This is a genomic window from Arthrobacter sp. 35W, assembly GCF_000482545.1.
In the GTDB taxonomy this organism is placed as follows: domain Bacteria; phylum Actinomycetota; class Actinomycetes; order Actinomycetales; family Micrococcaceae; genus Specibacter.
Map to the genome: position 1 here is coordinate 167,676 of NZ_KI519455.1, position 16,063 is coordinate 183,738.

General features: G+C 69.3%; 13 protein-coding genes. 4 read left to right on the forward strand and 9 right to left on the reverse strand.

Features of this window, described 5'->3' with window-relative positions; all coding sequences use genetic code 11:
• Nucleotides 1–68 precede the first annotated feature (68 nt).
• The 3 genes from K254_RS0112905 to cpaB all read left to right on the forward strand — a co-directional run bounded on the left by K254_RS0112905 (nt 69) and on the right by cpaB (nt 1,910).
• Complete coding sequence (locus K254_RS0112905) at nt 69–692, forward strand: 5-formyltetrahydrofolate cyclo-ligase (RefSeq protein WP_026555712.1); 624 nt, start codon at nt 69–71, stop codon at nt 690–692.
• 83 nt (nt 693–775) lie between these two features.
• The gene (locus tag K254_RS0112910) at nt 776–1,045 is read left to right on the forward strand and encodes an FmdB family zinc ribbon protein (protein ID WP_026555713.1); all 270 of its coding nucleotides are present in this window, start codon (nt 776–778) and stop codon (nt 1,043–1,045) included.
• 136 nt (nt 1,046–1,181) lie between these two features.
• The gene (cpaB, locus tag K254_RS0112915) at nt 1,182–1,910 is read left to right on the forward strand and encodes a Flp pilus assembly protein CpaB (protein WP_081710131.1); all 729 of its coding nucleotides are present in this window, start codon (nt 1,182–1,184) and stop codon (nt 1,908–1,910) included.
• A gap of 94 nt (nt 1,911–2,004) precedes the next feature.
• On the opposite strand, the gene K254_RS0112920 is transcribed toward cpaB, so the two are convergent.
• The 9 genes from K254_RS0112920 to K254_RS0112960 form a co-directional block, all read right to left on the reverse strand.
• On the reverse strand, nt 2,005–6,060 hold the full coding sequence (locus K254_RS0112920; RefSeq protein ID WP_026555715.1) for a DUF4011 domain-containing protein: 4,056 nt from the start codon (nt 6,058–6,060) through the stop codon (nt 2,005–2,007).
• 122 nt (nt 6,061–6,182) lie between these two features.
• A complete protein-coding gene (gene guaA / locus K254_RS0112925) occupies nt 6,183–7,772 on the reverse strand; it encodes a glutamine-hydrolyzing GMP synthase (RefSeq protein WP_026555716.1) in 1,590 nt (529 codons plus the stop codon).
• 66 nt (nt 7,773–7,838) lie between these two features.
• Entirely contained in the window at nt 7,839–8,315 is a 477-nt protein-coding gene (locus K254_RS0112930; protein WP_026555717.1) for a DUF3817 domain-containing protein, read from the reverse strand.
• Nucleotides 8,316–9,251 (reverse strand): SURF1 family protein, encoded by a 936-nt coding sequence (locus K254_RS23180; RefSeq protein WP_081710132.1) that lies wholly within the window; start codon nt 9,249–9,251, stop codon nt 8,316–8,318.
• Between the two features lie 109 nt (nt 9,252–9,360).
• Complete coding sequence (locus K254_RS0112940; protein ID WP_026555718.1) at nt 9,361–9,852, reverse strand: PTS sugar transporter subunit IIA; 492 nt, start codon at nt 9,850–9,852, stop codon at nt 9,361–9,363.
• A gap of 55 nt (nt 9,853–9,907) precedes the next feature.
• Nucleotides 9,908–11,647 carry a glycerol-3-phosphate dehydrogenase/oxidase gene (locus K254_RS0112945; RefSeq protein ID WP_026555719.1) on the reverse strand — a complete coding sequence of 580 codons (1,740 nt, stop codon included), beginning with the start codon at nt 11,645–11,647 and terminating at the stop codon, nt 9,908–9,910.
• Nucleotides 11,648–11,762: 115 nt separating this feature from the next.
• The gene (locus K254_RS0112950) at nt 11,763–12,887 is read right to left on the reverse strand and encodes a GuaB3 family IMP dehydrogenase-related protein (RefSeq protein WP_026555720.1); all 1,125 of its coding nucleotides are present in this window, start codon (nt 12,885–12,887) and stop codon (nt 11,763–11,765) included.
• 193 nt (nt 12,888–13,080) lie between these two features.
• Nucleotides 13,081–14,115, reverse strand: coding sequence for a BtrH N-terminal domain-containing protein (locus tag K254_RS0112955; RefSeq protein WP_026555721.1), 1,035 nt, complete (start codon nt 14,113–14,115; stop codon nt 13,081–13,083).
• Complete coding sequence (locus tag K254_RS0112960) at nt 14,084–15,001, reverse strand: DMT family transporter (protein ID WP_026555722.1); 918 nt, start codon at nt 14,999–15,001, stop codon at nt 14,084–14,086. Before K254_RS0112960 ends, K254_RS0112955 begins: the two co-directional genes overlap by 32 nt.
• 72 nt (nt 15,002–15,073) lie before the next feature.
• On the opposite strand from K254_RS0112960, the gene K254_RS0112965 reads away from it, so the two are divergent.
• The gene (locus tag K254_RS0112965; protein WP_026555723.1) at nt 15,074–16,036 is read left to right on the forward strand and encodes a LysR family transcriptional regulator; all 963 of its coding nucleotides are present in this window, start codon (nt 15,074–15,076) and stop codon (nt 16,034–16,036) included.
• The last annotated feature ends 27 nt before the right edge of the window (nt 16,037–16,063 follow it).

Consider the following 16,063-nt stretch of genomic DNA (forward strand, 5'->3'; position numbering starts at 1 on the left):
CGGTATCCACAATGGGATCCGGTCTACGTAGCACTACTCACAGCACCACCGAGGCCAAGGAGCACCCGATGTCGACCAAGGTTGAACTGCGGCGCCACCTGCGCCAGCTGCGCTCGGAGATGGGCGACGCCGAACGCGCCGCCGCCGGTGACAGGCTGGCAGCGCGCGGGCTCGCCTGGGCGGCGTCGCTTCCCGTCATCGGTGGCAGGCAGCCCACCGTCTGCGCCTTCATCTCCGGCGGCACCGAACCACCCACGTCCGCACTGCTGCACCGCCTCCACACCGAGGGCTACCGCGTTCTGGTTCCGGTGTGCGAGCCCGCCTTCGCCCTGTCCTGGGTCCATTGGCGCCCCGGCGTTGCCATGGCCCGCAGCGCGCTGGCCCCTGTCAATGAGCCGGTGGGCCACCGGCTCGCCTTCACCGAGCTGGGGCCCGTCCTCGGCATCGCCGTGCCGGCGCTGGCCACGGACCGGGCGGGGAACCGTTTGGGGCAGGGTGGCGGCTACTACGACCGCTTCCTGGCCCGGGCCGCGCACCATGGCCACCGGCCGGCCACGGCCGCCGTCGTCTACCCCCATGAGGTGCTTCCGGCCGGAATTTTGGTCCACGACGTCCTCGACCAGCCCGTGGACGGTGCGTTGACGCCTCAGGGCTGGCTGATCGCTGCCAGAGAACACTCCCGAGGGGAATGATAGAATTGGCACTCAGGGCCTTGGACTGCTAACGATCGCCTGTTGCAGACACCGCCCTGACGTCTGCTACAGAAGGAGAACCAGTGCCAACCTATGCCTACGCCTGCAAAGACTGCGGCCATGCCTTCGACATCGTCCAGCAGTTCAGCGACAACTCCCTGACGGTCTGCCCCACCTGCGAGGGCTCCCTGCGCAAGAAGTTCAACTCCGTAGGTGTGGTCTTCAAGGGTTCCGGCTTCTACCGCACTGATTCCCGCAGCGGCGCCGTTGCGGCGGCACCCTCGACGGCGGCTGCCCCCTCGGCTCCGGCCGCGCCCGCCAGCGTGCCCGCGGCCAGCGCCGCCGCCAGCTAAGCCCCAGCACGCAGCCGCCGCGCCCGCCCAGGCCCGCCGGCCCTCCGCTCCTCCACAGCCTGGTTCCGCCCTGCCCTGGCGCAGGTTGAACGGTTAGGACCTCTTCGATGCTGCCATGGAGCACTAGCCTCGGTGCATGAAGTCCCTGGGACGCACCGCACGGCCACTGTGGCCCGATCAACAACGCCCATCATCAGCGGCCGCCCGCGCGGCTCCCGGGCCCCTGCGGTCCCTGCGCAGGCTGGTCCTTCGCCGGCGGCGGCTGCTGGCTGCCCTGTTGTTCTGTGCCGCGGCTGCGCTGGCCGTTGCCCAACTGACGCCTGCCCCGCTGGCCCTGTCCGCGGTGGTGGTGGCAGAGCGTGATCTGGGTGCCGGCACCACATTGGCCGGCAGCGATCTGGGCTATGCCCAGCTCCCACCCGATGCCGTACCGTCTGCCGCATACACCACGGTTGAATCACTGGTGGGCCGCCAGCTGGCGGGCCCACTGCGCCGGGGCCAGTTCCTGACGGATGCCTCGCTGCTCGGCGCCGGCCTGCTGGTGGGAGCGCCGCCGGGAAGCCAGGCCGTGCCCATCCGGTTGGCGGACCCCGCCACCGTGGGGCTCCTGTCCGAGGGGCAGTTGGTGGATGTGGTGCTGAGCAGCACCACCGGGGCAGCAGACACCCCCGCCAATGAGCTGCTGGCCCGGGCCGTTCCAGTCCTGTGGACGGCCGATGCCCCGGCACAGGGCGTGGGGCTCATGCCCGCCGGCGAAGCCGACGGACTGATTGTGGTGGCCGCGGGCCCCGAGGACGCCCTGAGGTTGGCAGGTGCATCGGCGCGGGGAAAGATCTTCCTCGTGCTGGTGGGCGCTCCGCCCTAGCCGGCCGCCGCCCGGCGGGGCGGCTCAGCGGGGCGGCTCGGCCCCAGTGGGGACGGCTCAGCCCTCGCGGAGCGGATCAGCCCGGCGGGGCGGCTCAGCCCCAGTGCGGCGGCTTCTGCTCGCGCAGCCACTCGTCGTGCCCGGCGTCGCCGGAATCACCCCACTGTGCGGGATCATCCTCGGCGGCGACCTTGGGCAGAACAGGCTCGGAATCGTTGGCAGGGGTTTGTGGCGTGGTGCCCACGGCTGGTACTTCCTCTTCTACTGCTTCTTGTGTTTCTACTGCGTCCTGGGCTGTCCCATAGTCGACATCCTCGGGGAAATCGACCACTGGCGTGGTCGAGGTGTCCAACGGTGTGCCCAGCAATGACGGGGCCTCGTTGTCGGCCAGCGCCGGAGACAGCCCCAGGTAGCCGCCGATCTGGTCCGCGCAGGTGGACGGGTCCGTGAAGACCTCGATGGTCCACAACGGCATGTAGCGCCAGCCCAGCTGCTCCAGCATCTGCGGACGCAGCCTGCTGCGTTCACGCACACTCATGGCCCGGTACCTGGCGGAGCCATCGGATTCCACGGCCACCGGCGCGGGGATTTCGTGGTCGGCACGGCCCAGATTGGCCACCGGGTCCGGTGCAGCAACGATGTCCAGCGCGCCGTCGTAGTGGTGCCAGACGCGGGCGCCGCGGGCACGCAGGCGCTCGGCAAGGTCGGCGACCAGGGGGTCCTCCCCCAGTGCCGCTTCGCTGGCTGCGGCCCGTGATGCGGTGGTGCCCAGCAGCGAATTTCCGGCCAGCTCGCGGTCCAGCAGTTCATAGAAGTCCACGGCACCGTAGCTGAGCCGGGACTGGTCCAGATCCTCCGGGCGGAAGCAGGTCAGCACGTGTAGATGCCTGCGGGCGCGCGTCATGGCCAGGGCAAACTTACCCCGGCCGTCCGGCTCGGACAGGGGGCCAAAGCTGTGCAGCGCCCGCCCGTGCGGGGTGCGGCCGTAGCCGAGGGAGAAGATCACGTGGTCGCGCACCATGCCCGCGGAACGGTCGATGGTGACCACGCGGAAGGATTCCGGCCCGGAGTCAAAGAAGCTGGCCAGCAACGGGTGGTTGGGCATCTGGAGCCGGATGGCCTGCGCAACCCGGACGGCGTGGCGTTCGCTGGCGGTGATGACCACCAGCGAGGAGCGCGGACGCATGCGGGCGTGTTCGAACACCAGATCCACGGCGCGGTTGACCTCGGCCACCACCGATTCCACGCCGTCGGTTCCGGTGCCGGGCAGGCCGGTGCCGTCCGGAAGGTAGTCCACCACCAGGGAGCGTTCCAGACCCGTGACCACGCGGCCATCGGGCAGGCGTCCGAGCTGGTTGTCGTAGAACCCGCCGCTGAGCTGCAGGACCAGATCCTCGTCCACGGCACGGTAGGACACCGTGAGGCGGTGGCGCGGCAGCACCCGGGACAGGGCGCCGAACACGCTCTCCAGCGGCTGGGCGCCCCCGGAGCGGGTGGCCGGCGTGGTGGAGACGGTGAAGCTGCGCGGGCAGGCGGTCTGCTCATCACCGAACGCCACCACTTGGGCTGCGCGGGCAAGTGCTGGCAGTGCCGCCTGGAGCGAGATCGACTCGGCATCCAGCAGCACCACGGTGTCGAAACGGTGGTTGGCGGGGATCACAGAGGGCAGCACCAGCGGACTGGCCGTGAAGACCGGGACGAGGTTGGCGAGCAGATCGGGGGCCTGCAGGGCCAGGGACTCGAGCGTGACGCGGCCGTCCTTGAGCAGCGCCCGCAGGTGTTCGCCCTGGCGGTTGCGGCCGGAGACCACGGCGTTCCATTCCTGGGCCAGCTTCCAGCGGATCCGGGCGGCGCCGCTGGAGACGTGGGCCTGGTCGGCGAGGCGGAACTCCGCCTCCAGCCGGCGCAGGCTCTCGCCGTCGGACATCGCCAGGTAGTCGTCGCCGCTGATCATGGCTTCCAGCGCCGACTGCCACCAGGCCAGCTCCAGCTCGGTGCGTGTCTCGGTCGGACCGACTTCGCGGGCGGAGAGATCATCAAGCAGCTCGCCCAGGCCATGCTCACGCATGCTCTGCAGCAGCAGGGTGCGCTCGGGCAGCGTTTCCAGCGTGGCGGCGTCGTCCACCAGCGCGGCCAGGCGTGCCAGCAGCTCAGGGTGGATGCTTTCGTCCAGCCTGCCGCCGTCGGGCGTGCGGGCCAGGGCCGTGCCCAGCGCAGCCAGCTGGGTGCCAAGGGACCTGTAGCTCTGGTTCAGCTCCGCCAGTCCGGAGGGCACGGCGGGGTGGCGCTGGGTGGTGGCAAATTCGGCCCAGTGGCCGCGCTGCTCCTGGACCAGGGCCAGGGAGGCATGCAGGTCTGCGATGTGGACGCCGGGGCGCACATATTCCTTGGCCACCCGGCGCAGGCGCGAACGCTGCATGGCCGGCATTTCCAGGTTCTTTTCCCGCCGCCAGGACGAGCTTGCCGTCGCGGAGATCAGATCCGTGACGGGGCGGTCGAAGATGTCGGGGGTGAACTTGTCCAGGCTCTCGCGCACGGCCACCAGCAGGGCCAGCTGGCTGCCCCATTCGGCAAAGGTGCTGCCACGGCGGATCTCCGCGTAGTCGGCCACGGCGTCCATCTTCTCGATGAAGTCCGGGAGCCCGGCGAGCAGGTCCTTGGCCAGGGCCAGTGCCTCCTCGGTTTCCTTGCGGGTCAGCAGCCGGGCACCGTGCCAGGGGCTGGTGGTGGCTGCGTGGCTGAAACTGCCCAGCTCCGCGGCGCGGCGGAGGCGGGCTGCCAGTTCGTCGCGGTCGCCGATGCTGTCAAGCACACTGCGCTTGAGCCGCACGGTGGTGGCCGGGGCCGGGTGGATGGACGTCAGCTCGGCGAGGGACTGCATGGCCTGGTACGGCGAGCAGCCCCACCGTTCGCGGACATTGTGCAGGCTCGCCACGTGGTCCACCAACTGGTGGCGGTGGTCGGCCAGGGTGCGGTGCAGGTTCGCCAGCTGCGGCTCGACGGCCTTCTCATTGCGCATGATCGAGCGCACCAGCTGGGACTTGATCTGCTGGGGGCCGGTCTGGGCGCTCAGCTGCAGCAGCAGCGAATCCAACCCGAGGTCGGAGAAACGCTGGGCAAATTCATTCAGCGTGGCCCGGCGTTCGCCCACCACCAGCACGGACTTGCCGTCATGGACGAGCTGCGCGACGGCGTTCAGGGCCGTCTGCGTCTGGCCGGTCCCCGGCGGTGTGGAGACCAGCACGGAATCCCCGGCGCGGATCAGGTCAAGCACATACTGCTGCTGCGGGTCGGCGTCGACCACCAGCAGCTCCTCCTCGGGGGTGCGCTCGTCCAGCGGCTTGAAGCGCTCGGCGTCGATCTCCAGCTCCACCGGCAGGACGTCGCCGTCCATGCTCAGGCGCAGGGCTTCGATCAGGTCGCTGCCCTCCTGCAGGGCCGGGTCGTTCAGGTTCTCGGCAAGGTCCGCGAAGGTGGACACCAGCAACTGGTGTTCGACGATGGCAGAGGGGACGGCGGCGAGCTGGGAGCGCAGGCGCTCCAGCACCGGCGCCGGGTCGAACCGGGCGGTGCTGTAGGCCAGCCGGGCCAGGGCCGGGCCGTCGATGGTGATGCCGTGGGTGGCCTCCAGATGGCGCACCAGGGCCGGGTTGATGCGGGCCTGCTCGGTGAGCTGAAGTTCAAAGTCGTCCTGGCCGGGCCGGGCGGTGAGCGCGACGGCGGTGAGCAGCACGGGGGCCGAGACGGCGCCCTGGCCGTGCATAGGGGCGGCGGGCCAGCTGGTGACACCGGCGGCGAGGTAGCCGACGTCGAGCCCGCGGTCGGTGCTCAGTTCAAAGATTTTGGTGCGCAGAACGCCCGCTGCGCGCAGGGCGGCACTGTACTGTCCGTCGTCGCGGATCAGCGTGGACAGGCGCGTGCGGCGGCCGGCCAGCAGCTGGGCCAGGCCGGAGGGGTGCGCGTGCGTGAGGTCGATCGTTCCCTTCACCGTGGGGGTGAAGGCCAGCAGGGTGTCGGACCCGGTGTAGGCATCGAGCCCGGCAAGCCACGAACGGAGCTCGGCCGAGCCCTCCTTGAGGCTGACTTCCTGGGGCACTGGAGCCTTCTTCTCTACGCTGCTGGAGCGGAACGATCGTGACCATACGGGCATGCTTTCAAAGCTATCCCGGTGGGGTGGATAATGCCGAAACGGCACACTGGGGAGCTGCAAATACGTCCAAATTCGACGCTCCCTTCAACAAGGAATGCAGACTCCCCAGCGTGCCTAGCGGGCTACTCCCACTCGATGGTTCCCGGGGGCTTGGACGTGACGTCCAGGACAACCCGGTTGACGCCATCCACTTCGTTGGTGATGCGGTTGGAAATGCGGGCCAGCAGATCGTACGGCAGACGGGACCAATCGGCCGTCATGGCATCCTCGCTGGAGACCGGGCGCAGCACGATCGGGTGCCCGTAGGTGCGGCCGTCGCCCTGCACGCCGACGCTGCGGACATCCGCCAGCAGCACGACGGGCATCTGCCACACCTCGTTGTCCAGGCCGGCTGCGGTGAGCTCGGCGCGGGCAATGGCATCGGCCTTGCGCAGCAGGTCCAGACGCTCGCCGGTGATCTCACCGACGATGCGGATGCCCAGGCCGGGTCCGGGGAACGGCTGGCGTCCCACGATCTCGGCGGGCAGGCCCAGCTGTGCACCCACGGCACGGACCTCGTCCTTGAACAGCGCACGCAGCGGCTCAACGAGCTCGAAGCGCAGGTCCTCGGGGAGGCCGCCCACATTGTGGTGGCTCTTGATGTTGGCAGCACCCTCGCCGCCGCCGGACTCGACGACGTCCGGGTACAGCGTGCCCTGGACGAGGTACTTGATCTCCTCGCCCTCCGCGGCAGCGGCGGCCATGATGGCGCGCTCTGCCTCTTCGAAGGCACGGATGAATTCGCGGCCGATGATCTTGCGCTTGGTCTCCGGGTCGGAGACGCCGGCCAAGGCGCTCAGGAAGCGCTCCTGCTCGTTGGCAACGTACAGCTTGGCGCCGGTGGCGGCCACGAAGTCGCGCTCGACCTGCTCGGCCTCGCCCTCGCGCAGCAGCCCGTGGTTGACGAACACGCAGGTGAGCTGGTCGCCCACGGCGCGCTGCACCAGGGCCGCGGCGACGGCGGAGTCGACGCCGCCGGAGAGGCCGCAGATGACCTTGGCGTCGCCGATCTGCTCCTTGATGCGGGCAACCTGCTCCTCAAGGATGTTGCCGGTGGTCCAGTTGGGCTCCAGTTTGGCGCCCTTGAAGAGGAAGTTCTCCAGCACGGCCTGGCCGGCGGAGGAGTGCTTCACCTCCGGGTGCCACTGGACGCCGTAGAGGCACTTCTCCTCGTTGGCGAAGGCCGCCACGGGGGCGCCCTCGGTGCTGGCGAGCACGTCGAAGCCGGCCGGAGCCTGCTGGACGGAGTCGCCGTGGCTCATCCAGGCGATCTGGTGGTCCGGGGTGCCGGCCAGAATGGAACGGTCCTCCCCCACCATCGAGACATCGGTTGCGCCGTATTCGCGCAGACCCGTCTCCGCCACGGTTCCGCCCAAGGCAGCGGCCATGGCCTGGAAGCCGTAGCAGATGCCAAAGACCGGCACGCCGGCTTCGAAGAGGTCGGCACCTACGGACGGGGCACCCTCGGCGTAGACGCTTGACGGTCCACCGGAAAGGATGATGGCAGCGGGGTTCTTAGCCAGCAGCTGCTCTGTTGTAAGGGTATGCGGCACGATTTCCGAGTACACATTGGCCTCGCGCACACGGCGCGCAATCAACTGGGCGTACTGGGCTCCGTAGTCCACAACCAGGACGGGCTTCTGCGAAGTCTGGGCCGTAGCGGGGGTAGTCACCCTCCAATCTTAACCCAAGAGGCCACCGCACTTGCTGTGCGGTGGCCTCTCTCACGTTCAAAGCGTCTAGTAGCGCTTGGTTGCCTGCGGGTGGGCGGCCAGTTCGGCCAGCGCCTGGCGGTGGATGCGGCCCTCCAGGAAGAAGGACAGCAGCGGCACCACGCCACCGAGGGCGATGAGGATGAACTTGCTGAACGGCCAGCGCATGAGCGACCACAGGCGGAAATCGGCGATCAGGTAGATGACGTACATCCAGCCATGGACGATCAGCACGGTGGTGGAGATGTTCAGCCCGCCGATCACCAGCGAGGCGCCGTCCTGCAGCTGCACGAGGCCGAAGGAGTGCGCCGCTCCGGTGAGAGTGTCGGTGCCGCCTGAAATCAGCACGGAGTTGAAGCCATAGCGGACGATGAGCTCGATGGTCAGCAGGAGCAGCATGGCGCCGGTGGCGTAGGCGAGCACCTTGTAGAACTTCAGTGCGGATTGGATCTGGGCGGGGGTGCCGCCAAAGCGGCGCTTGGTGGCCTTGGGCGTGGTGGTCACTTAGTGTGCCTCTGTGCTTTCCTCGGTGGTGGGGCTGGCTGCTGTGTCTGGGTTGCCGCCGTCTGGGTTGCCGCCGTTGCCACCGTCGCCGCCGCCGGCTGCTTCGGCGCTGGCTGCTTCGGCGCTGGCTTCTTCGGCGCTGGCTGCTTCGGCGGCGTCGAGTTCGTCCTCCTGCTTGCGCCGGTGTTCATCGGCCACCAGGCGCCACCACAGGAAGACGGCGAAGCCGGCGAAGACCACCCACTCGATGGAGTAGAAGATGTTCAGCCAGTTCACCTTGGTGCTGTCGGGCTGGGCCGTGACGGTGATGCCCTTCAGGTCCCCCGCCGTGGCGTGGGCGCCAACGTCGGTGCCGTTGGAGAGTTCCTCGGAGGACACGATGAAGGCCGGGTAGCTGCTGGCCTGCCAGACGTTGACCAGCTCCGCGGTGGACAGGGCTGCGACCTGGCCGGCGGGGATGTTGGGCTTGGCAATCGGGGCTTCGGCCGGAATCAGGCGTCCACTCACGGTGAGCGGGCCCGACGGCGGGGCGCCGGCCTGGGCCGGATCGGCGATCCAGCCGCGGGCGACGGGGATGATGGTTTCTTCGGTTGCCCCCGCGCCGGCCAGAACCGGGGCGCCGTCGACGACGAACGCCGTCACCACCCAATAGCCCAGCACCTTGTCCTGCAGCCTGGACTGGACGACAACCTGTTTGGTGGGGTCGAAATGCCCCGTTGCTGTGACCAGCTGGTCCGCCACGGAGGCCATCATGGGAGCACCGGGCTGCAGCGTTTCCACCAGCGGTTTGTGCGTCTCGGTGACTGCCGGCGGGGCGGCATCCTGCTCCAGGGAACGGGAAAACTGCCACTGGCTCAGCAGGACAAACACCGCGGAAATGGCCAACGCAAGGACGAGCGCGGCGATCCAGCGCGGCTTCAGGGCGGTTTTCAACACCCTTTAAAGGTACTTCTTCCGCGTGTAGAACTCACAATGCCCGGCCCCGGCGGCCTGTGACTGCTGCATCACAGGCCCCAGCGCCGGGCACCAGCCCCCGCTCCGGGGGCTAATGGTCGAAGAAGACCAGCGTGGAATTGATGAGCTCGGCGATGACCTCTGCGTCGTGGGCGCGGCGCAGGGATTCGCGGAAGTTCTCCTTGGACAGCGAGCGCGCCAGCGTGGCCAGCACCTCGAGGTGCTCGGAGAAGGAGCTGGCCGGGGTGGCGATCAGGAGCACCACCGTGGCCGGACCGTCCACGGCACCGAAATCCAGGCTGTGGCCAAACTTGGTGATGCCGACGGCGATGGAGGTCTCCCGGACGTAGTCGCTGCGCGCGTGCGGCAGGCCGATGCCGCCCGGGAGACCGGTGGCCAGCTGGTGCTCGCGGGCGTTGACATGGCGCAGGAAGCCCTCGAGGTCCGTGACCCGGCCGGCGTCGAACAGCCTCTTGGCCAGCTGTGCCGAAGCGTCCTCCTTGGACGCGGCTTCCATCTCCAAAACCACCAGGTCCGGTGTAGTCAGCTCGGTGTTGTAGCGCTGAAGCGGATCCAGTGTCATGGCAGCCTTTCGGGCGGTGTCGTGTGCCGGCGCGGGGCCGGGCCTGGGCCGCAGGTCAGCGCAGCGGGACGATGTCCGGCGCCCCCAGACGGGCGGCGTCGGCCGACTCGTCGTCGGGCTGCTGCTGGCTCAACCTCTCGGCCTCCACCCGGGCCAGGTAGTGCACAACCTCGTTTTCCTGCTGCTCTGCGCTCCAGCCCAGAATTCTCCCCATCAGTCTAGCGACAACGGGGGCGGCCGAGGTGCCGCGGTCCCAGGACTCGATGCTGATCCGCGTGCGGCGCGTCAGCACGTCCTGGACGTGCAGGGCCCCCTCGTGCGACGTCGCGTAGACCACCTCCGCCTGGAGGTAGTCGTCGGCGCCGGGCAGCGGGGTCCCCAGTTCGGGGTCCTCGGTGATCAGCGCCAGCACCTCGTCGGCCAGGGAACCGAAGCGGTTGAGCAGGTGCTCCACCCGTGCCACATGGATGCCCGTCTCCTCGGCCGTCCGGTTCCGCCGGTTCCACGCGGCCTTGAACCCTTCGGCGCCCAGCAGCGGGATGGTCTCCGTGCAGCTGGCGGGCACCCGCTCGTCGAGCGTCCGGGTGGCCTCGTCGATCGCGTCCTTGGCCATCACGCGGTAGGTGGTGAACTTGCCGCCGGCCACCACCACCAGGCCCGGGACGGGGTGCGCCACCACATGCTCGCGGGAGAGTTTGGCGGTGGAATCGTTCTCCCCCGCCAGCAGCGGGCGCAGGCCGGCGTAGACGCCCTCGACGTCCTCGCGCGTGAGCGGGCGCTTGAGCACCTTGTTCACATGCTCCAGCACGTAGTCGATGTCCTGGCTGGAGGCCGCGGGGTGGGCCTTGTCCAGCTTCCAATCCGTGTCGGTGGTGCCGATGATCCAGTGCCGGCCCCAGGGAATCACGAAGAGCACCGACTTTTCCGTGCGCAGGATCAGCCCCACCGTGGATTGGAACCTGTCCCGCGGCACCACCAGGTGGATGCCCTTGGAGGCGCGCACCTTCAGCTGGCCGCGATCGGTGACCATGGCCTGTGTTTCATCCGTCCAGACGCCGGTGGCGTTGACCACCTGCCGGGCCCGGATCTCAAACTCCGTACCGTCCTCCTGGTTGTGGACCTTGGCACCGACCACCCGCTCGCCGGCCCGCAGGAAGTCCACCACCTTGACCTGGTTGACGGCGTGGGCGCCGTAGCCGGCAGCCGTGCGGACGATGTTGGCCACCAGCCGCGCGTCGTCCACCTGGGCGTCGTAGTAGCGGATCGAGCCGATCATGGCGTCGTCCTTGAGACTGGGGGCTGCCCGCAGGGTGCCCCGGCGGCTCAGGTGCTTGTGCATGGGAACGCCGCGGCTGTTGCCGCTGGTCATGCCCAGGGTGTCGTAGAGCAGAATGCCGGCGCCCACATAGGGGCGCTCGACAAAGCGCTTGCTCAGCGGATACAGGAATGGCACCGGGCGGACCAGATGCGGGGCGATGCGCTGGATCAGCAGTCCGCGTTCCTGCAGCGCCTCCGTCACGAGGGCAAAATCGAGCATTTCCAGATAGCGCAGGCCGCCGTGGATCAGTTTGGAGGAACGCGAGGACGTCCCCGACGCCCAGTCATTGGCCTCCACAATGCCGACGCTCAGGCCGCGTGTGACGGCGTCCAGAGCGGCACCGGCGCCGACCACCCCGCCACCGACAATCAAGACGTCGAGCTCGGCCCCCGGCTCGGAGGTCGCCTTGAGGGCCGCCAGCGATGCGGCCCGGACCTCCGGTCCCAGAGCGGATGACGGACGGGACGTGGGCAACATAGCGGACCTCCTGGGAAGTACAACGTGATGGTGCAATCACCTTACGTCGTCCTCCCCGCAAACGGGAGGGGCGCCGCGGCTGCTGCCGCGGCGCCCCTTGCGCGTTGTGTGTCGCCTACTTGGAGACCACAACCTCCACGCGCTGGAATTCCTTCAAATCCGAGTAGCCGGTGGTGGCCATCGCCCGGCGCAGCGCGCCGATAAGGTTCGCACTGCCATCGGCCTGGTGGGCCGGTCCAAAGAGGACCTCCTCCAGCGGACCGACGGTGCCCATCTGGACCCTGTCGCCGCGGGGCAGCTCCGGGTGGTGCGCCTCGGCGCCCCAGTGCCAGCCCTGGCCGGGTGCCTCGTCCGCACGGGAGAGGGTGGCTCCCAGCATGACGGCGTCGGCGCCCATGGCGATGGCCTTGATGATGTCGCCGCTGGAGCCCAGGCCGCCGTCGGCGATCACGTGCACATAGCGTCCGCCGGACTCATCCATGTAGTCGCGGCGGGCCGCTGCCACATCGGAGATGGCGCTGGCCATGGGTGCCCGGATGCCCAGGGCGCGGCGGGTGGTGGTGGAGGCGCCGCCGCCAAAGCCCACCAGCACGCCGGCAGCGCCGGTGCGCATGAGGTGCAGTGCCGGGGTGTAGCCGGCCGCCCCGCCCACGATCACGGGCACATCGAGCTCATAGATGAACTGCTTGAGGTTCAGCGGCTCGGTGGTCTTGGAGACGTGCTCGGCCGACACGGTGGTGCCGCGGATGACGAAGATGTCCACTCCGGCGGCCACAACAGTCTTGTAGAACTCCTGCGTACGCTGCGGCGTCAGGGACCCTGCGACAGTGACGCCGGAGGCTCGGATCTCGGCCAGGCGGGAGGTGATGAGCTCGGCCTGGATGGGGGCCTCGTAGAGCTCCTGCATCCGGCGCGTGGCGGCGGGGTCCTCGGCGGAGCCCTTCAGCGCGGCGATCTCATCCAGCACCGGCTGGGGGTCTTCGTAGCGGGTCCACAGACCCTCCAGGTCGAGGACGCCCAAACCGCCCAGCCGGCCCAGCGCAATCGCTGTGGCCGGGGACATGACGGAGTCCATCGGGGCGCCGATGACGGGTGTCTCGAATTGGTAGGCGTCGATCTGCCACTTGACGGATACGTCGTTGTGGTCGCGCGTGCGGCGCGAGGGAACGATGGCAATATCGTCAAGGGTGTACGCGCGGCGTCCGCGCTTGGCGCGGCCAATCTCAATCTCGTAAGTCACTGCCCTAGCCTATCCCAGCGGCCGCCGGCTCTCCCAAGCATGTCAGGAGCACGACGCCGGCCCGCGCCAAGGCGGGCCGCTCTGAAGCGCCGGGACGGGGCCGGACGGGGCCGTAAGCCGGGCTGCGGCCGCCGGCCGAGCAGTGCCATTGGCCCAGCAGCTCCGCTGGCCCAGTGCCGTTGGCCCGGCGCCATCAGCCCAGCAGTGCCGTGGCGGCCCGGCGTTCCTCCTCGATGATGCCGTCGAGCAATTCCGCCATCGCGGTGAAGTCCGCATCCTGCTGGCGGCCAACCGCCGCCGCGAAGCCGTCCCACCGGCTGCCGAGTCCGTCGTAGAGCTCCGCCGCCTGCACCCAGGCCGGGTCTGCGGCCTCGCGCAGGAACGCGGCATAGAGCGGCCGCAGCGCCCCGGGCCCGCTGAATTCGGGGCCGGTGAGCAGCGCGACGAGCATGTCCAGCCCGGCGCGGCGCCGCTGCGGGTCCGCGAAAAGGACGGGCCAGCCGCCCTTGGTCCTCGTGCCCAGCAGCCGCGAACGCCAGGTTTCCATGCCGCGGATGCCGAAGTTCTTGCCATATCCGGCGGGGATCCCGGCCGGGGCTTCGCCGCTCAGCAGCGCCCGGGCCGTTTCCCGCACAGCCTCGGCCACGACGCCGGGCGTGAGCGGCGCACCGGGTGGCGCACCAACATGGGCCTGCCAGTGCTTGTCCGCCTTGCTCTGGGCGCGGGCGGCGGCCAGCTCCCCCGCTCCAATCCGCTCCAACCTCCCGCCGCCGTCGTCCACCAGATAGCCCTCCCCGTCCCGGGACACGACCACCACATCGGTGGACCCGGACTCGGTCAGCAGGGTCCTCTTGCGCCAGGGCAGTGCCGCCGGCACCACCCGGACGACGGTGGGCCGCCCGGCGTCCAGGACGGAGTCCAGCCGCCCCCGCGCCAGCCTGGCACTGGTGGTCTGTTGGACCTCCACACCGGCCCCGGAGCGGTCCAGCATGTTCGCCACGAACGGGCCCGGGTGGAAGCGGGTGACGACGGAGGCGGTGGTCACTTCCTTGTAGGCGAAGGTGAAGACCATGAAGCCGATGCCGCCGCCCAGGCCGGCGAGCATGGCCTCGGTGAAGGGGGCGCCGGACAGCGGATTGACGGCTCCCGAGGCGGCCAGCACCCGGGTCCACAGACCCGAGTCCCGGTGGATCAGTTCAGGAGTGGGATCGTAGCTGGGGGCGTCCATGGCTTGATGCTACCGGGCGGCGGCCAAAGCGTCCGCTCACCAGCACGACGCCGGCCACCACCACCAGCCCGCCCAGCAGCTCCGCCGGATGCGGCAGCTCCCCCAGCCAGAGGAACGCCACCAGCACGGCCACCGGAGACACCAGGTACAGCAGCGACGTCGAGACCGCCATGGGCAGCCGAGCCACCGCATATCCCCAGAGCACAAATCCCAGGGCCGAGGGCAGCAGGCCCAGGTAGACCGCGCCGGCCCAGGCTCCGGGTCCGGCGGCGGACAACTGGGCCATGCTCTCCGGCAGCACGGCCAGGGTGGGCAGCACCACCACCAGCCCCGCCACCATCGCGTAGGTCGCCACTTCCAGTCCGGTGTACCTCTTCAGCAGCGGCTTGGTCAGCGGGTGGTAGATGCCCTGCACCAGCATCGCGCCCACCACAATCCACACCGGCCCGCTGATCTGCAGCCCGGAGCGGGCCAGGCACACCAGCACCACCCCAGCCAAGGCGACCAGGCTGCCCGCCACCTTCCACCCCGTCAGACGCTCGCCCAAGGCGCCGGCGGCGATGGCCACGCTGACCAGCGGTGCGGCCGCCACCACAATGCTGGCCGTCCCGGCGGGGACGTAGAGCTCGCCCCAGTTCAGCAGGATCTGGTAGGCGGCCATGCCGAAGAATCCGCAGGCGGCAATCAGCGGCAGATCGCGGACGGCAGGGCGGCGGACGCCGAGGAACGGAGCCAACACCAGCAGCGCCCCGGCGGCCACGGCCAGCCGCACCACGGAGAGTCCGACGACGCCCATGGCCGGGGCGGCCACCTGGATGGCAGGAAAGGCACTGGCCCACAGGACGACGACGGCGAGGCCAGCCAGGAGAACGCGGGGATTGCTCATGGATCCAGCGTAGAAGCCGTAAAGCTTCATTACCACTTACTTTTCGCTTGGTATTAAGTAAAAATTGCTGATGTGTTGGATCTTCGAAAACTGCGCATGCTCACCGAGCTGGACCGGCTCGGCACCCTCTCGGCCGTCGCCGCCGCCCTGCACCTCACCGCGCCGGGCATCTCGATGCAAATCGCCGCACTGGAGCGGGAAACCGGGCTTCCGCTGACGGAACGCCAGGGCCGCAATGTCGTCCTGACCCCGGCCGGGCGCCTGCTGGCCGACCACGGCCGCGACATCATGGACCAACTCTCGGTGGCGGAGATGGAGGTGGCCGCCCTGCGGGAGGGCTCCTCGGGCACGTACCGTCTTGCCGCATTCCCCTCGGCGGCCCGGACGGTGGTGGCCCGCGCGTGGCGGGAAATCCTCTCCGGCACCGGAACATACCCCTCACTGGAGCTGGTGGAAATGGAACCCCAGGATGCGCTTCCGGCCCTGGCCGCAGGGGAAGTGGATGCAGCGTTGACGCACTCGTACTCCAATGCGGCGCCCGACGTCCGCCCGGGACTGTACATGGAGCTGCTGGGGACCGAACCCGTGGTGTTGGCGGCCCGCGCGGACCACGATGTGTTCTCGAGGCTGCCCGAGGACCGGGGCACCGGGGCGCTCACGCCGGAACCTGTGGACCTGCGGCTGCTGGCCACCGCCGCGTGGATCATCCCCAACCGCCGCTGGGCCTGCTGCGAAATGGTGGAACGGGCCTGCGGCATGGCAGGATTCGCTCCGCTCGCCGCAGCCGAGGCGACGGACTTTTCCACCCAGCTGGCCTTGGTCTCCGCGGGGGTCGGCGTTGCCCTCATACCGTCCCTGGCACTGGCCGCCGTGCCCGACGACGTGGCGCTGCGCCCTCTGGCGCAGCCGGTGTCCCGGAGCCTTTTCCTCGCACGTCGGACCAGCGCCCGTGCGGACGCCGGCAGCCGCCGCCTGGCGGAGCTGCTGGCAAGGGCCACGACGGCGGCGTTGAACGACAGCGCCCCGCGGCCATAGGCCGCGGGGCGCTCACACTGGATCAAA

Bases quoted from the DNA above. Each gene is read 5' to 3' on its own strand.
- K254_RS0112905 (WP_026555712.1), top strand. From the start codon at position 69: ATGTCGACCAAGGTTGAACTGCGGCGCCACCTGCGCCAGCTGCGCTCG.
- cpaB (WP_081710131.1), top strand. From the start codon at position 1,182: ATGAAGTCCCTGGGACGCACCGCACGGCCACTGTGGCCCGATCAACAA.
- K254_RS0112920 (WP_026555715.1), bottom strand. From the start codon at position 6,060: ATGCCCGTATGGTCACGATCGTTCCGCTCCAGCAGCGTAGAGAAGAAG.
- K254_RS0112940 (WP_026555718.1), bottom strand. From the start codon at position 9,852: ATGACACTGGATCCGCTTCAGCGCTACAACACCGAGCTGACTACACCG.
- K254_RS0112945 (WP_026555719.1), bottom strand. From the start codon at position 11,647: ATGTTGCCCACGTCCCGTCCGTCATCCGCTCTGGGACCGGAGGTCCGG.
- K254_RS0112955 (WP_026555721.1), bottom strand. From the start codon at position 14,115: ATGGACGCCCCCAGCTACGATCCCACTCCTGAACTGATCCACCGGGAC.
- K254_RS0112960 (WP_026555722.1), bottom strand. From the start codon at position 15,001: ATGAGCAATCCCCGCGTTCTCCTGGCTGGCCTCGCCGTCGTCGTCCTG.